Raw genomic sequence first — 14,455 nt, forward strand, 5'->3', positions numbered from 1 at the left:
CTTACGCCAGGAGGTCGGCCAGCTTCCGCGACAGCCGGTCGAAGTAGATGTCGGCGGTCGCCCAGCGGCGGCTGCTGACGGCTGGATCGTCGATGCGGCGGAAGAAGTTCTCGTCCTCGATCGTCGCCAGCGTCCGGCCCTCTTCGGAAAGGACGATGTCGACCGCCGCCGCCCCGACCGAGATCGACTCGAAGCTCAAGGACGGATCCTCGCGCATCTCCGCCATGGTCGGCCGGTTCGATTGCAGCTCGGTGAGCGTGATCTGCATCGTCAGGACCCCGGGTCCGGGCGCATCGGTCAGCGTCGCGACGCGGCCGACGCGCTCCTCGATCGCCTCGCGGAGGTCTTCGATCTGCCCGTCGATGTCGTCCTGGTCGAGCGGGCGGGTCCGGTCGAACCGGCTGATCGGCCGCGCGCCAATGCGGTCCAGAACGTCCTGAGACGCCGTGATCGGCGCGATGTAGACCTGATCGTAGGACGCGAAGTCGGCCGCTTCGGCGGCCTCGAAGCTATCGAAGCTGGCGGGCCCACTCGTGGCGCAAGCGGCGGCCAGAACCAGCATGGCAGGGGCAAGAATACGTTTCATGGGACCTCTCCTCTGTGCCCCTGGAACATAGGCCGAACATACCCCTATGCGAAGGGGGCCATGCCTTCGCGGGCAAGCCTGTCCGCTTCTTCATTGCCGGGATGACCGGCGTGACCCTTCACCCACTTCCAAGTGACCGCCCGCTCGGTCGCGAGGGCGTCGAGCGCTTGCCAAAGGTCCTGATTCTTCACCGGCTTCTTCGCGGCGGTGCGCCAGCCGTTCTTCTTCCAGCCGTGAACCCAGCTCGTCACGCCGTTGCGGACGTACTGGCTGTCGGTATGGATCGTGACCTTGGTCCCGGGCCGGAAGGCCGCCAACGCCTCGATCGCGGCCTGCAGCTCCATCCTGTTGTTCGTCGTCGCGCGCTCGCCGCCCGACAGGCGGCGGGGGCTTTCGCCCTCGATGAGCACGCCCCAGCCGCCGGGGCCGGGATTCCCGGCGCAGGCGCCGTCCGTATAAACGTCCGTCAAACCGTCCTCGTGATGTCGTTCGAAAGCGCCGCGTGGTGCCGCATCAGGCGCAGATAGGGAAGCGGATCCTTGATCCGGGTGAGCGCCCCCGGGACGCGGTGCAGCCAGTCGTGGGCCCGTGTCAGGAAGAACCGCAGCGCCGCCCCGGTCAGAAGCGTCGGCAGGGCCTCGCGCTCGGCCGCGGCCAGCGGACGCACGCTCTCATACCCCTCGAGCAGCGCCCGGGCATTGCGCGTATCGATCGGAGCGTCGGTTTGCGGCTCGGGCGTCCAGGCGTTCATGGAAACGGCGAGGTCGTAGGCGAGCGGACCGGTGCAGGCGAAGTAGAAGTCGATGATGCCCGTCACCTCGCCCTCGGTCAGGAGCAGGTTGTCGGGAAACAGGTCGGCGTGAATCGTGCCGGTCGGCAGCCCTTGGGGAAGAGCGCCGCACGCCGAAGCCAGGAGGCGGGGCAGCTCTTCGGACAGGCCGGACTGGATCTCGTCGGCCCGCGGCATCAGCGCGCCCGTCAGCCGAGGCCAGTCCTCAGCCCCCAGGTCGTTCCGCCGCGTCGGCTCGAAGTCGCCGGTGGCCGCGTGCAGCCGGGCCAACGCCTCGCCGCAAACGCGGGCCTGGGCCGGCGACGGCCGGTCGGGCGAGACGCCGCGGACGAAGGTGATAAGGGCGGCGGGCCTGCCGCACAGTTCTCGAAGCCGTTCGCCGTCCTTCGCCGTCAGGGGCCTCGCCGCAGGCAGGCCCGCGTCGGCGACGTGGTCCATCAGCGCGAGGAAGTAGGGCAGGTCCGCAGGCGCGACTCGCTTCTCGTAGAGAGTGAGGATCAGACGCTGCCCGCCCGCTTCGAGGAGATAGTTCGAGTTCTCGACGCCCTCCGCTATGCCCTTGAAGACGCTTGCCGGCGGCAGACCGTAGCTCGCGAGGAACCTAGTCAGCTCGTCTTCCGGAACGTGGGTGTAGACGGCCATCGGGGCGTCCTTACGGCGACTCGCCCGGTGCTGTAGCAAACCTTCCGGCGGGGGCCAGGGCGCTCCTGAAGCCCACATGGCTTCGCGGTTAGCCTGCTTGCTTGACCCCCCCTGCACGGACCGTTACACGCGCGCACGAAATCGACGCGGCGTGAGGGTCCTCCTTGCGGCTTCTTCCGCATGAGCGAGCCTGATCCGAACCGGCCCCCTTCTTCCGACCTCGATCGGCTTGGAGAGCGGTTGACCCAGGGCCGGAGCGAGGCGGGGCTTACCCCGCCCCCCGGCGCGCAGCATGCGGGCGGCGCCGTCGGAGACGGCCTTCGCATCGCGATCGAGTTCGTGGTGTCCGTGCTTGTCGGCGCGGGGCTTGGATACGTCCTCGGAGGACTGCTCGGCGGCCGGGTCATCGGCCTGCTGCTGGGGCTCTTCTTCGGGTTCGCAGCCGGGCTTCGCGGCGTCTATCGCGGAATGATGGCGGGTACTGCCGCCGAGAACGGGACGGAGACGGATGAGCCTGGACGTGACCGCGATGCTTGACGCGCCGTTCGACGTGGCGAGCTGGCTGCTCGGCCTGGCCCGCGGCATGGCCGCCGGCCCGATGGAGCAGTTCGAGATCGTTCCGATCGTGCCGCTCACCTTCGGCGAGGGCGTGGACCTCAGCTTCACCAACGCCTCGCTGTGGATGCTGATCAGCTTCGGCACGGCGCTGCTCTTCTTCACCTGGGCGACGCGGCGCGCCGCCCTCGTGCCGGGCAAGGCGCAAGGCTCCGCTGAGGTCGTCTACGAGTTCATCTCGAAGATGGTCCGCGACACCATGGGCGAGGAGGGCCGGCGCTTCTTTCCCTTCGTCTTCACACTCTTCATCTTCGTCTTTCTGTCGAACTTCCTGGGCCTCCTGCCCTCCCTGCCCGGCTCGCCCGCCGCGGCGCACAGCTTCACGCCGACGAGCCACATCATCGTCACTTTCACACTGGCGGTTCTCTCGGTCGGCCTCGTGTTGGTCTACGGCCTCTACAAGCACGGCTTCGGGTTCCTGAAGCTGTTCGCGCCCCACGGCGTGCCGCTTTGGCTGCTGCCGCTGATCACCCCGATCGAGATCATCTCGTTCCTTTCGCGCCCGATCAGCCTCGCCGTGCGTCTCTTCGCCAACATGCTGGCCGGCCACGTCGTGCTGAAGGTGTTCGCGGGCTTCGTGGCCGTGCTCCTCGCATCCGGGCCGCTGCTCATGGGCATCGCGATCCTGCCGCTGATCGGCATCGTCGGCGTCTTCATCCTCGAGTTCCTGGTGGCGTTCCTCCAGGCCTTCGTCTTCGCGATCCTGACCTGCATCTACCTTCAGGACGCGCTGCACCCGGCGCACTGACCGGGCTTTCTTCCATCCACCCTGGCCCCGGAGGGGCCGAACCTTCGGAGAGTTTCCATGGACGCAGAAGCGGCAAAGTACATCGGCGCGGGCCTCGCGGTCCTTCCCCTGTTCGGGGTCGGCATCGGCCTCGGCATCCTGTTCGGCAACTTCATGCAGGGCGCCTTCCGCAACCCGTCCGCCACGCAAGGGCTGACCGGCAACTTCTTCATCGCCTTCGCGCTGACCGAAGCGACGGGCCTCTTCGCGCTCGTCATCGCCTTCCTGATCCTCTTCTCCTGATCGGATCAGCTCCCGGCGGGCGGGGCCGCCCCGTCCGCCGTTCCGGCCCCTCGCGGGCCCACCTTCCTTGGTGAGACCCATGCGTGCCTTGCTAGCTTCGGGGGCTTCGTCCCTCTTCCTCTTCGGCGCGGCCTTCGCGGCCGAGCCCGTCCCCGGCGAGCAGGAGGGCGGGCTGCCTCAGCTCGACGCCTCGACCTATGCGAGCCAGATCTTCTGGCTGCTGCTGACCTTCGGCGCGCTCTACTTCGTGCTCTCCCGCATCTTCCTGCCGCGCCTCGGCGGGGTGATCGAGGAGCGCCGGAACCGCATCGCCGACGATTACGACCAAGCCGCCGAGTTCAAGCGGCAGGCCGAGGAAGCGCAGGCGGGCTACGAGAAGGCGCTCGCCGACGCGAAGGCCCGCGCGGCCTCCATCGCCGCGGAGACCCGCGCGTCGATCGACGCCGAGATCGCGGAGATGGAAGAGGAGAACGACGCCCGGCTCGACGCGAAGATCCACGCCGCCGAGGCTCGGATCGCGGAGACCGCCGAACGTGCGCGCGACGCCGTCTTCCAGGCGGCGCGCGAGACGACCCGTGAGATCGTGTCGAGCCTGACCGGCGAGGCGCCCTCCGAAGCCGACGTCGACGACGCGCTTACGACCGCGAGGGAGGACATCCATGCAAGAGCAGCATGATCTTCAGAACCCGAACGACGACTTCGTCGACGATGTCCGGGACGAGTTGACGCTCGACGACGGCACCCTCGTCGACTCTCACGCCCAGGTCGACGACCACTCGGCCCATGGCGCCTGGTACGAGGATACGAACCTGTGGGTCCTCGTGGCCTTCCTGCTCGTGCTCGGCCTGCTCGCCTGGCAGGGCGTGCACCGCAAGGTCGGCGGCGCCCTCGGCGCGCGTAGCGATCGCATCCGGGGCCAACTCGACGAGGCGCGGTCGCTCCGGGAGGAGGCGCAGCGCCTGCTCGCCGAGTACCAGAAGCGCCAGCGCGAAGCCGAAGAGGAAGCCAAGTCGATCATCGAGCAGGCCAAGGACGACGCCAAGATCATGACGTCCGACGCCCGCGTGCACCTCGATGAGCAGCTGGCGCGCCGGACCCGTGCCGCGGAGGACCGGATCGCCCGGGCCGAAGCGCAGGCTATCGCCGACGTTCGTGGTCATGCAGCCGACCTCGCCGTCGCCGCCGCGCGCCGGATCATCGCGGAGAAGGCGGCTGACGGGCGGGACCCGCTCATCGACCGGGCGATTTCGGACGTTGCCGTCCGGCTCGGCTGAACGGGGGCCGGGGTACAGCGAATAGACTGTAACCCAACGTTGACTGAAAGAAGGGCGCGACGCCCCATAATAATTGACGCGTCAGACATCATAGGGAGCGGGCCTCATGCGATCCATCCTAGCGAACGGCATCCTCGCGCTTTGCGCGTTGCCTCTCGTCGCCTGCAGCTCCATCGGGGGTAAGGAGGACAACTTCGCCTCCCAGATCTCGGACATTGCCGATGCGTGGCGGGACGGGAAGGACGACGTCGAGAAGGGCCGCCGAACGGTCGAGAAAGGCCGCGACGAGGTCAAGGACGGCCGAGAGGACGTTCAGGACGCAACGAAGCAGCTCGCCCGCTACGAACGCGACCTGAGCCAAGCGCGCGAAGCCTACAACGCCGCTCTGCTTCTCTCCGGCGCTTCGGCCGCGCGCAGCGCGACCACCGGGACGCCAGTCGCGGAGGACGAAGAAGACGACTCCCTTCAGCGTCTAGAGAAGCGGGTCGCCAAGCTGCAGGACGACGTCAAGGACGAGCGGAAGAAGATCGAGCGGGGCCGCAAGGACATCCGCGACGGCCAGGACCGGATCAAGAAGGGCGAGGACCTCATCCGGCAGGGTGAACGCAAGATGATCGAGGCGGAGACGGCCTACGCGCGCGATGGCGGCGGCGATCCCAACTTCTTCGAACGGCTGTTCTGAGCCGGATCGGATATCGTACTTAGAAGGGACGCTTCGGCGTCCCTTTCTCTTTGCGACGCACGATCGTGACGGCCTGCGCACCGAGCAGGAAGACGAGCGGGATCGCGCCCGTCACCGCCATGGCGCGCGTGACCGCCTGACCGCCCGCCGACCAGATCGCGGCCCCCGTCATCGCGGCCAGGACCACGCCCCAGTAAAGCCGTTCCGCGATCGGCGGCTCGCCGCCGCCTCGGCTCAAGAGGCCGAGGACGTAGGCCCCGCTGTCCGCGCTGGTCACCAGGAACAAGAAGACGAGGAGCAGCGTCACGGCCTGAGTGAGCGCCGCCAACGGGTAGTGCCCGAGAAGCGCGTAGGTCGCTCTTGGCGCCGTCGAGAAGTCCGCCACGCCGAGTTCCGCCCCCGATGCCTGCACCTCGAGCGCGGCGCCGCCGAAGACGCCGAACCATAGGAGCGTCGCGAGTGCCGGCACGAGGACGACGCCCGTGACGAACGCTCGGACCGTGCGTCCCCGGCTGATGCGCGCGACGAAGACTCCGACGAAGGGCGTCCACGCGACCCACCACAAGAAGTAGGTCAAGGACCACTCCCGCGTCCACGCCCGCCCGGCCCCCTCGGGCCGGAGGCGGACGGACAGCTCGGGCAGCGCCTCCACATAGGCTCGCCCGGCCTTCCCCACGGTCTCGAGAAGCGTGGCGGTCGGCCCGGTTGCCAGGACGAAGACGAGCAGGAGAAGCGCGAGCGCGACGTTGACGAGCGAGAGGACGGCGATGCCGCGCCGAAGGCCGCTGGCGGCGGAAGTGCCGTAGGCGGCGAGGAGGACGAGCAGGAGGACGAGCTGCGTCGCCCTGCCCGGCGGTGTCCCCAAGATGAACCCCGCCCCCGCGCTCATCTGAAAGAGACCCTGGCCCAGGCTGGCGACCAGTCCGAACAGCACCGCGACGAGCGCCGTCCAGTCGAGGAGGCGCCGCGCCCGCCGGGGCGCCGCCTCGAAGGGTGCGCTCGGCAGCGGCGCTTCGCCCGCCTTCGTTGCGAGCGCGACGGCGAGCGCTGCGACGGCGTAGATCGCCCAGGCGTGGAGCGACCAGTGGAACTGCGTAAGCGCGTGCGCCTGCGCGGTCGGATTGCCGCCGATGACCGAGCCGGGCGGCGGCGAGCCCGCGTGGATCAGGGGCTCGGCCGCGCCCCAGAAGACGAGGCCCGCCCCCATGCCTGCGGCGAACAGCATGGAGAGCCAAGTCAGTGTCCGGAATTCGGGCCTCGCGTCCGCGCCGCCGATCCGGCGTCCCCCCCAGGGGGGCAGCAGCATCAGCGCGCAAAGGAGGAGGCACGCCGTCGCGCCCCAGAGCGTCAGCCAGTCGAAGCGGCGGAGGAACCAGCGGGCGGCGGCCTGCAGGACGGCCGCGCCCTCACCCGGCGCTAGGACGAAGCCGAACGCGACGACGCCTACGGCGAGATGCGGCGCCCACCGCCGCGCTGCGCTACCCCTTCGGTGCACGCGACGCGGCCAGGTAGACGGCGAGGAGGGCCGCCGCGAGGCCGTACCAGGTCAGGACGTAGCCGAGGTGGCGATTGCTGAACTCGATCCGCGTCGTGCCGCCCTCGGGCAGTGCGGTCGGCAGGGTGCTGTCGAGGTAGAAGGGCAACGCCGTCCCGCCGACATCGGCGAACGCCTCGTAGAGCGGGTCGGCTCTGCGTGAGAAGTAGGACCCTGCTGCGGGTTCGTCCGGCGGCGCGATGGCGGCGGCGAGCCCCCTGCCCGATTCGAAGCGCCGGACGAGGCCCGTCATGGCTGCGGCATCCGGCGGCGTGTAGGTCGGCTGGCGTGCCTCGTCCGGCACGAAGCCGCGATTGACGAGGAGCGTTTCGTCCGTGCCGTCGGGTCTGAAAGGTTGGAACACGTACCAACCCGCGACGCCGTCATAGGTGCCGAAGACGTGGGCGGTCCGATCTGTCAGAAATCCTCCCTGGACCTCGACGGGAAGGTACTCGGGGTCTTGCCCCGCCCCTATCATCGAGAGCGGTTCGCCGAGGGGAACCGGCGGCTGATCGACCCGCGCTTCGACCTTGGCGATCAGGTCCTCCTTCCAGGCCAACCGGCGCACTTGCCAGGTGCCCAGCGAGACGAGAACGATCAGGCCGAGAAGCGTCGCGCCCGTCAGAACGGGGCGGAAGCGGAACCTCACCGTGCCCGCCCCTCCGACGCTTGGTTCTTGTACTGAAGCGCGACCATCAGCGCCTTGGCCGGGCGCAAGAGGAGAAGCGTGAGACCGAGCGTCAGGAGGATCGCCAGGATCAGGACCGCGCCCGCCGGAAGGCCGAAGGCGAACCGCAGGGCGAAGGCGAAGGCGACCGAGACGAAGCCGACCGCCGACATGACGAAGAAGGCCGGTCCGTCGCCCGAATCGGCCTTCGAGTAGTCGAGGTCACAGACCGGGCAGCGGTCCTTCAGCCGCAAGAACCCCGCGAAGAGCTTTCCCTTGCCGCAGCGCGGACACTTGGCGCCGAGCGCCGCGGCGCTCGGCGGGACCGGCGGGACCGGCGGGTAGTAAGGCTCTCGCGCGATGGGTGGCCTCAGCTCAACAGGCCTTCGTTCCCCAGCACGTAGATCGCCGCGAAGAGGAAGAGCCAGACGACGTCGACGAAGTGCCAGTACCAAGCCGCCGCCTCGAAACCGAAGTGACGCTCCGGGGTGAACTGGTGGCGAAGCCCTCGGATCAGGCAGACGAGCAGGAACAAGGTCCCGATGATGACGTGGAGGCCGTGGAAGCCCGTGGCCATGAAGAAGGTCGCGCCGTAGACCGAGCCGTTACCGAACGCGAACATGTTGAAGCGCAGCGCCTCGAAGTACTCGACCGCCTGTAGGCAGGAGAAGAAGGCCCCGAGCGCGATCGTGACGATCATGCCGACCTTGAAGCCCTGCCGGTCGCCGATCTGCATGGCGTGGTGCGCCCAGGTCACCGTCGTCCCTGACAGAAGAAGGATGATCGTGTTGACGAGCGGCAGACCCCAGGCCGCCAGCGGTTCGACACCCTGAGGCGGCCACTGCCCGCCCAGGTGATGGAACTTCGCATCGTTCATGAGGTAGGCGGGAAGCCCTTCGGCGTTCAGCATCTGGCTGCCGTCGGACAGGACGATCGCGGGACCCGCGTCGGGGAAGAGCGCGCCGGCGAAGAAGGCCCAAAACCAGGCGACGAAGAACATCACCTCGGACAGGATGAACAGCACCATCCCGTAGCGCAGACCGATGCGCACGACGGCGGAGGTGTTCTCGCCCCGCATCGACTCGGCGACGACGTCGCGCCACCAGCCCGCCATGGTGAAGAGGACGCCAAGGAGGCCGACGAAGAACACCCAAGCGCCGGACATGCCGTAGAGCGTCTGATCGCCGCCGGCGCTGTAACGCCAGACGACGGCTCCTAGCATCATCACCATCGCTGAGATGCTGCCCACCAGCGGCCAGGGGCTGGGTGAGACGAGATGGTAGTCGTGCTTGACGTCGCCGGCCATGAAATCCTCGAACTCTCGGCCTCCGGAGGCCGCCTGACGGGGGAGTAGCGCCGAGCGGAACCGAGATCAACGCGGCACGCCGCCTCTTGGTCGAACCGAAGGCGCTACGTCCTTGTTCGCTTTCCAGGACGCGAACCGGAGCCCCCCATGCATAAACACGTCACCGCCCACTTTCCCGACCGTGCCAGCGCCGAGGCGGCACACGACGCGCTCGAACGGGCCAACATCTATGCGCACGACATTCACATGGAGGAAGAAGCCGGCGGCATCGCCGTGCGAGCCTACGTTCAACCCGAGGAGGTCGATCGCGCGGTCGCGATCCTCAAAGGCGATCGCGATCCGAACGACACGCGCGGCGTGAACGCTTCCGAGGCACCGCGCGCGGGCGCCGGCACGACCCACATGCAAGGGGGTCCGGAAGGCAGCTGGAGCCGTGAGGACCAGGTCCGCCCCGACGGCTCGGCCGGCGAAGCGCGCGACTACGACGGATCCAAGGAGCAGGCGTCCGATCCCGGCAAGATTGTGCGGTAACTTTCTGATTCGTCACCTAGTTGCGCAGTAACGCCTCCCGATCGTCCGTGTTCCGAGGTTTATGGACGATCGAGACGAAACAGACGCAGAAAAGGGCCGGTCCGCCGCGAACGGCGATCCGGCCGAAACCCGGCTGACCCTCGCCGAAGAGCGGATCCGCGTCGCGAAGCGGACCGTCGATCGCGGCGGCGTGCGCGTCTCGACCGTGACGGAACACGAAGACGAGACGGTCGAGACCCCCCTGCGCCGCCAGTGGGCGAAGCTCGACCGCATGCCCGTCGAACGCTTCGTCGAGGCCGCACCGGAGCCGCGCGTCGAGGGCGACACCGTCGTCATCTCGGTCGTCGAGGAGCGGGCCGTCGTCACAAAGCAGCTCGTCGTGATCGAAGAAGTCCGTGTCCGCCTCGACGAACTGACCGAAACGGACAGCCGGACGGTGCGCGTTGCGAAGCAGCACCTGCGGATCGACGAGATCCCGGCCCGGGACGAGAGCGTTACCAGTACCTCTCGACCTGCCGCCGGCGATGCCCCCGCCCGCCCCCTCACCGCCACCAGAGACTGAAGGAGACATTCCGATGAACCGCATCGTAACCGCGGTCTACCCGAACCGCCAACAGGCCGAATCTGCGAAGGAGGCCCTCAAGGCCGCCAAGGTGGACGCCGATAAGATTCACATCATCGACCGTGCAAGCGAGCTCGAAGGAGGCAGATACGACGAGTCCTCCAAGCGCTATAGCTACCTTCGCGACAGCGCTATCCCCGGCGACGAGCTTCACACCTATCACGACGCGCTCGAGCGCGGCGAGACGCTGGTCCAAGCCCGTGTCGATGAGGACGACGTGACCGAAGCCGTCCGCATCCTCGAAGGCGGGGCGGCGCTCGACCTCGACGAGCGCGAGAAGTCCTATACGGACGAACATCGCTTCGGCACCCGCAACGCCTATCGCCGCGACTATGCGGACCGGGCGGGCTTCTTCGGGGCCGGCCGGGCTGCGGAAGATGACGGTCGGACCGCCGAGGACCGCCGCGACGCCGCGCCGAGCCAACTGGACGCAGATGATTCCGGGCATATCGACCTGGTCGAGGAACGCCTGAACATCGGTAAGCGGGACGTCGACCGGGGCGCCGTGAAGGTCCGCTCCTACGTCGTCGAGAAGCCCTTCGAGCAGGACGTCACCCTGCGTGAAGAAGAGGTCTTCCTCGATCGGCATCCTGCGAACCGCGTCCTCTCCGCCGATGAAGCGAACGCCGCGTTCCAAGACCGCACGGTGGAAGTCCACGCGCGCGGCGAGGAGCCCGTGATCGAGAAGGAAGCCGTAGTCAAAGAGGAAGTGGACGTGAGGAAGGCCGCGACCGAGAAGACGCGTCACGTGGTCGACAAGATCCGTTCGACGGAGGTCGACGTCGAAGAAGGCGAAGACTTCGTCCGCAAGGACTCCGACCGGGACGACCTGCGCGCCGACCGCTGAGCCTCGGCAACGTCGACAAAGAAGGGCCCCGCTTCGGCGGGGCCTTTTTGTTCGCGGCCGGCCCTTACGGGCGAGAGGCTGCGTCGGGCCAGGTGTTCGCCTCGCTTCAAAGAAAGCACCCATGGCCGAAGCCCTTCCGACCACCCTGCCCGTCCTGTCGTCCGCCGCCCACGCCGGTTTCATCCTCGCCGATCTCGTGTCGCGCCCCGGCGCCGCGATCGTCGTTGCAAACGGAATGGCGCGGCTCGCTGCGCTCTCGGAGGCCCTGCGGACGATCGCGCCGGACCGCACGATCGTGACCCTGCCCCCGTGGGACGTGCTGGCGCAGGAACGGCGGGCCCCCTCCCCGGAGAGCGCGGGCCTTCGTGCCGCCGCCCTCGCGCTGCTCGCGGAAGGTGGGGATCCGGTGGTCTTCGTCACGCCGGAAAGCCTGCTTCAGCGTGTGCCGCCCCTCGAACCGCTCGCCGCGCTCTGCTTGTACTTGAAGCGTGGCGAGAGGGGATCCGCCGATCGTCTGGGTGCCGACCTAATCGCCCGCGGCTACCGTGCGGCCCCGCGCGCCGACACGCCGTGCACCGTCGCGGTCTCGGGCCAGGTCGTGGACGTCGTCCGGGCAGACGGAACCGGCCTGCGCGTGACGTTCGGCGGTGATACGATCGAGACGATCCTGGCCTTCGACATCGAGACCCAGCGATCGGAAGGCAGGCCGCTGCGCGCCGTCACCCTGTCCCCGGCGAGTGAGCTTCTGACCGAAGCCCTGCTGGACGAACCAGACCGGGAAGCGAGGCTGACGACGCTCCTCCCGGGCATGACCTCCATCCCGGAGCTGTGGCCTTCGGCGGTCCTCGTGCTCGACCACGGCGCCTCGGACCGGATCGAGGTCCTCACAGGCGCCTACGACGCGCTGCGAGAAGACGCAGCGCGGTTTCAAACCCTCTACGTCGGAAGCGAGGATTGGCAGGCCGTCAGTGCCGCGCACTCCGCCGTCTCCTTCACGGCGCCGAACCCGAGCGAAGTCCGCCCCGCTCCCTCCCTCGCCACGACCCGCGCACCGCGAAGAGCGCTCAAGCGCTTCTTCGCCGAGTGCCAAGAGAGTGGACTGACGGTGGTCCTCGCGGGGGAGAGCGACAGGCGGCTCGAGCGGATTCAAGAAGCGGTCGCGGCTGACGGCGACGTCCAGGAAGCGAGGCTCGGGTCCATCTGCGGATCGAAGCACGAAGGCACCTACGCGGTCCGGGGACGGCTCGACGCTGGCTTCGCCGACCCGGCCCTCGGCGTGGCCCTCGTGACGGATCGGGACCTTCTCGGCGCTGGCGATCATGCCGAGCATGCTGAGGGCGCATACGAGTCGCTGCTCTTCGGCGACCAGGCGCTGTCGATCGGCGACGCGGTCGTCCATCTCGATCACGGCCTCGCCCGGCTCGACGGCCTCGAGACGGTCGTCCTCGGAGAAGAAGAGGCGGAGGTCGTCCGCCTGACCTTCGCGGACGATGAACGCCTGCTCGTACCGGTCCACGAGGCGGACCGGCTTTGGCGATATGGCGGCCGCGCCGACGACGTCAGGCTGGACGACCTCGGCGCGGAGGACTGGGCCGAACGCAGGGCAGAGACCGTACGGGAGATCCTCGCCTCCGCCGAGGAGGTCGCGAAGATGATCGATCGGCGGGATGCCGAGGACGCGCCAGAAATCAAGCGCCCGGGCGCGGTCTTTCGCCGGTTCTGCGCCGGCTTTCCTCACCCCGTGACGGGCGATCAAGCCTGCGCGGTCGATGCCGTCGTGAAGGACCTGGCCTCGGGGAAACCGATGGACCGCGTGCTCATCGGAGACGTCGGCTACGGGAAGACCGAGGTCGCTCTGCGGGCCGCCGCTGCCGTCGCGCTCCGCGGTGGGCAGGTCGCCTTCTGCGTGCCGACCACCATCCTCGCGACGCAGACGCTCGCCGCGCTGCAGGCGCGGTTCGAAGGCTTCGGCGTCGAGGTCGCCGCCCTGACCGGCGCCACGTCGGATACGGATGGCCGCACCGTGCGGGAGGGACTGGCCTCGGGCGAGATCGGCATCGTCGTCGGCACGCAGGCCCTGCTCTCCGAAGACATCTCCTTTTCGAACCTCAGCCTCGTCATCATCGACGAGGAGCAGCTCTTCGGCGCGGCGGACAAGGAAGCGCTGCGCCAGCGGACGCGCGGCTGTCATCGCCTTTCCATGACCGCGACGCCGATCCCCCGCACCCTCGCGGCGGCCGGCGCCGGACTGCGAACGGTTTCGGTCCTGGCAGATCCGCCGCCGGGCCGCTGGCCGGTCAGAACGCGGATCGCGCCGCTGAGCGACGACGCGATCGTCAGCGCGATAACGCGGGAGGCCAGGCTCGGGGGGCGAAGCTTCGTCGTGTGTCCCCGCATCAACGGGATCGATCCGTTGGCGAAGATGCTAGAGGACCGCGCGCCGGACCTTCGTCTCAGGATCGCTCACGGCGACCTGCCGGCGGACGAAGCGGCCCGTGCCGTCGACGACTTCGCGAACGGGGATGCCGACGTCCTCCTCGCCACGTCCCTGGTGGGCAACGGCGTCGACGTCGCGCGCGCGAACACGATGATCGTCGCCGGGGCCGAACTCTTCGGCCTCGCGCAGCTTCATCAGCTACGCGGACGCGTCGGTCGGGGCGGCGGACGAGCCGTCTTCTGGCTCCTGCACGAGGACGATCTGTCGGACGCGCAGGAAGCACGTCTCGGTGCGCTCGCAGCCGAGGACCGGCTCGGCGCCGGCTTCGCCCTCTCCGCCAGCGACCTGGACCAGCGCGGCGCGGGCGACCTCTTCGGTGACGAGCAGGCCGGTCACCTCCACGTGCTCGGCGTCGGCCTGTACCGACACCTCCTGACCGCCGCGCTCGCCGGCCGCGAAGCGACGGGCGCGCTTTCTACGCGGCTCGAGGTCGGACCCGGCGGCCGCCTGCCTGAAGCCTACATTCCCGACGAGACCGCCCGGCTTCGTCTTTACGCCCGCCTCGCGCACGCCAACGACGTGTCGGCGGTGGATGCGCTATCGGAGGAGACCGAGGACCGCTTCGGCCCGTTGCCGGAGGCCGCCCGCCTGTTCCTGGACGTCGCGCGGCTTCGTGCGGCCTGCCGGACCGCGGGCATCGCGGCGCTCGACGCGGGCCCCAAGGCGGTCGCGATCACTCTGAGCGACGAGCGCCAGGATGGTGCCCGTCTTCTCGGTTCGGTCGGCAGAACCGAAGAGAATGACGGCCGCCTCCTCCTTCGCGAGGAGAGCGAAGCGGGCAGGCCCCGCGTCGCCCTCGCGCTCAAGGCCGTCGAGGCCCTTACCTCTTAGC

General features: G+C 68.7%; 17 protein-coding genes. 10 read left to right on the top strand and 7 right to left on the bottom strand.

Annotated elements, in window-relative coordinates; genetic code table 11:
- Window position 1: 1 nt before the first annotated feature.
- From GGQ59_RS06235 to thrB, 3 genes are read right to left on the bottom strand one after another with little or no spacing between them, the layout of a single operon-like run.
- Window positions 2–586 (bottom strand): DUF3313 family protein, encoded by a 585-nt coding sequence (locus GGQ59_RS06235; RefSeq protein WP_183816927.1) that lies wholly within the window; start codon window positions 584–586, stop codon window positions 2–4.
- Window positions 587–630: 44 nt separating this feature from the next.
- A complete protein-coding gene (gene rnhA / locus GGQ59_RS06240) occupies window positions 631–1,056 on the bottom strand; it encodes a ribonuclease HI (protein WP_183816928.1) in 426 nt (141 codons plus the stop codon).
- Window positions 1,053–2,018, bottom strand: a complete 966-nt coding sequence (gene thrB / locus GGQ59_RS06245) for a homoserine kinase (protein ID WP_183816929.1) — start codon at window positions 2,016–2,018, stop codon at window positions 1,053–1,055. The genes rnhA and thrB overlap by 4 nt, the downstream gene beginning before the upstream one ends.
- A 180-nt stretch (window positions 2,019–2,198) precedes the next feature.
- On the opposite strand from thrB, the gene GGQ59_RS06250 reads away from it, so the two are divergent.
- The 6 genes from GGQ59_RS06250 (at window position 2,199) to GGQ59_RS06275 (ending at window position 5,619) form a co-directional block, all read left to right on the top strand.
- Window positions 2,199–2,555, top strand: a complete 357-nt coding sequence (locus GGQ59_RS06250) for an AtpZ/AtpI family protein (RefSeq protein ID WP_183816930.1) — start codon at window positions 2,199–2,201, stop codon at window positions 2,553–2,555.
- A gap of 46 nt (window positions 2,556–2,601) precedes the next feature.
- A complete protein-coding gene (locus tag GGQ59_RS06255; protein ID WP_183817297.1) occupies window positions 2,602–3,381 on the top strand; it encodes a F0F1 ATP synthase subunit A in 780 nt (259 codons plus the stop codon).
- Between the two features lie 57 nt (window positions 3,382–3,438).
- A complete protein-coding gene (locus GGQ59_RS06260; RefSeq protein WP_183816931.1) occupies window positions 3,439–3,663 on the top strand; it encodes a F0F1 ATP synthase subunit C in 225 nt (74 codons plus the stop codon).
- A gap of 79 nt (window positions 3,664–3,742) precedes the next feature.
- Window positions 3,743–4,339, top strand: coding sequence for a F0F1 ATP synthase subunit B family protein (locus tag GGQ59_RS06265; protein WP_183816932.1), 597 nt, complete (start codon window positions 3,743–3,745; stop codon window positions 4,337–4,339).
- Window positions 4,323–4,937, top strand: a complete 615-nt coding sequence (locus GGQ59_RS06270) for a F0F1 ATP synthase subunit B family protein (protein ID WP_183816933.1) — start codon at window positions 4,323–4,325, stop codon at window positions 4,935–4,937. The genes GGQ59_RS06265 and GGQ59_RS06270 overlap by 17 nt, the downstream gene beginning before the upstream one ends.
- Before the next feature lie 106 nt (window positions 4,938–5,043).
- Complete coding sequence (locus GGQ59_RS06275; RefSeq protein ID WP_183816934.1) at window positions 5,044–5,619, top strand: hypothetical protein; 576 nt, start codon at window positions 5,044–5,046, stop codon at window positions 5,617–5,619.
- A 19-nt stretch (window positions 5,620–5,638) separates the two neighbouring features.
- Here the strand turns inward: GGQ59_RS06275 and GGQ59_RS06280 are convergent, their stop codons facing one another.
- The 4 genes from GGQ59_RS06280 to GGQ59_RS06295 form a co-directional block, all read right to left on the bottom strand.
- Window positions 5,639–7,114, bottom strand: coding sequence for a BCCT family transporter (locus GGQ59_RS06280; RefSeq protein ID WP_183816935.1), 1,476 nt, complete (start codon window positions 7,112–7,114; stop codon window positions 5,639–5,641).
- Entirely contained in the window at window positions 7,098–7,802 is a 705-nt protein-coding gene (locus GGQ59_RS06285) for an SURF1 family cytochrome oxidase biogenesis protein (RefSeq protein ID WP_183816936.1), read from the bottom strand. The genes GGQ59_RS06280 and GGQ59_RS06285 overlap by 17 nt, the downstream gene beginning before the upstream one ends.
- Window positions 7,799–8,074, bottom strand: coding sequence for a DUF983 domain-containing protein (locus tag GGQ59_RS06290; RefSeq protein WP_246408510.1), 276 nt, complete (start codon window positions 8,072–8,074; stop codon window positions 7,799–7,801). The genes GGQ59_RS06285 and GGQ59_RS06290 overlap by 4 nt, the downstream gene beginning before the upstream one ends.
- 116 nt (window positions 8,075–8,190) lie before the next feature.
- Complete coding sequence (locus GGQ59_RS06295) at window positions 8,191–9,126, bottom strand: cytochrome c oxidase subunit 3 (RefSeq protein WP_183816937.1); 936 nt, start codon at window positions 9,124–9,126, stop codon at window positions 8,191–8,193.
- 147 nt (window positions 9,127–9,273) lie between these two features.
- Between GGQ59_RS06295 and GGQ59_RS06300 the strand changes: the two genes are divergently transcribed.
- From GGQ59_RS06300 to GGQ59_RS06315, 4 genes are all read left to right on the top strand, one after another.
- Entirely contained in the window at window positions 9,274–9,657 is a 384-nt protein-coding gene (locus GGQ59_RS06300) for a hypothetical protein (RefSeq protein ID WP_183816938.1), read from the top strand.
- A 61-nt stretch (window positions 9,658–9,718) separates the two neighbouring features.
- Window positions 9,719–10,219, top strand: coding sequence for a YsnF/AvaK domain-containing protein (locus GGQ59_RS06305; protein WP_183816939.1), 501 nt, complete (start codon window positions 9,719–9,721; stop codon window positions 10,217–10,219).
- A 13-nt stretch (window positions 10,220–10,232) separates the two neighbouring features.
- Window positions 10,233–11,126, top strand: a complete 894-nt coding sequence (locus GGQ59_RS06310) for a YsnF/AvaK domain-containing protein (protein WP_183816940.1) — start codon at window positions 10,233–10,235, stop codon at window positions 11,124–11,126.
- Between the two features lie 121 nt (window positions 11,127–11,247).
- Window positions 11,248–14,454 (top strand): TRCF domain-containing protein, encoded by a 3,207-nt coding sequence (locus GGQ59_RS06315; protein ID WP_183816941.1) that lies wholly within the window; start codon window positions 11,248–11,250, stop codon window positions 14,452–14,454.
- Window position 14,455 lies beyond the last annotated feature (1 nt).

The organism is Parvularcula dongshanensis, from assembly GCF_014199615.1.
GTDB lineage: Bacteria > Pseudomonadota > Alphaproteobacteria > Caulobacterales > Parvularculaceae > Parvularcula > Parvularcula dongshanensis.

What these genes read in the sequence shown, in the direction of transcription:
- GGQ59_RS06295 (WP_183816937.1), bottom strand. Translation starts at nt 9,126, where the DNA reads ATGGCCGGCGACGTCAAGCACGACTACCATCTCGTCTCACCCAGCCCC.
- GGQ59_RS06315 (WP_183816941.1), top strand. Translation starts at nt 11,248, where the DNA reads ATGGCCGAAGCCCTTCCGACCACCCTGCCCGTCCTGTCGTCCGCCGCC.
- GGQ59_RS06270 (WP_183816933.1), top strand. Translation starts at nt 4,323, where the DNA reads ATGCAAGAGCAGCATGATCTTCAGAACCCGAACGACGACTTCGTCGAC.
- GGQ59_RS06260 (WP_183816931.1), top strand. Translation starts at nt 3,439, where the DNA reads ATGGACGCAGAAGCGGCAAAGTACATCGGCGCGGGCCTCGCGGTCCTT.
- GGQ59_RS06235 (WP_183816927.1), bottom strand. Translation starts at nt 586, where the DNA reads ATGAAACGTATTCTTGCCCCTGCCATGCTGGTTCTGGCCGCCGCTTGC.
- GGQ59_RS06300 (WP_183816938.1), top strand. Translation starts at nt 9,274, where the DNA reads ATGCATAAACACGTCACCGCCCACTTTCCCGACCGTGCCAGCGCCGAG.
- GGQ59_RS06250 (WP_183816930.1), top strand. Translation starts at nt 2,199, where the DNA reads ATGAGCGAGCCTGATCCGAACCGGCCCCCTTCTTCCGACCTCGATCGG.
- GGQ59_RS06305 (WP_183816939.1), top strand. Translation starts at nt 9,719, where the DNA reads ATGGACGATCGAGACGAAACAGACGCAGAAAAGGGCCGGTCCGCCGCG.
- thrB (WP_183816929.1), bottom strand. Translation starts at nt 2,018, where the DNA reads ATGGCCGTCTACACCCACGTTCCGGAAGACGAGCTGACTAGGTTCCTC.
- GGQ59_RS06275 (WP_183816934.1), top strand. Translation starts at nt 5,044, where the DNA reads ATGCGATCCATCCTAGCGAACGGCATCCTCGCGCTTTGCGCGTTGCCT.
- GGQ59_RS06310 (WP_183816940.1), top strand. Translation starts at nt 10,233, where the DNA reads ATGAACCGCATCGTAACCGCGGTCTACCCGAACCGCCAACAGGCCGAA.
- GGQ59_RS06255 (WP_183817297.1), top strand. Translation starts at nt 2,602, where the DNA reads ATGGCCGCCGGCCCGATGGAGCAGTTCGAGATCGTTCCGATCGTGCCG.
- GGQ59_RS06265 (WP_183816932.1), top strand. Translation starts at nt 3,743, where the DNA reads ATGCGTGCCTTGCTAGCTTCGGGGGCTTCGTCCCTCTTCCTCTTCGGC.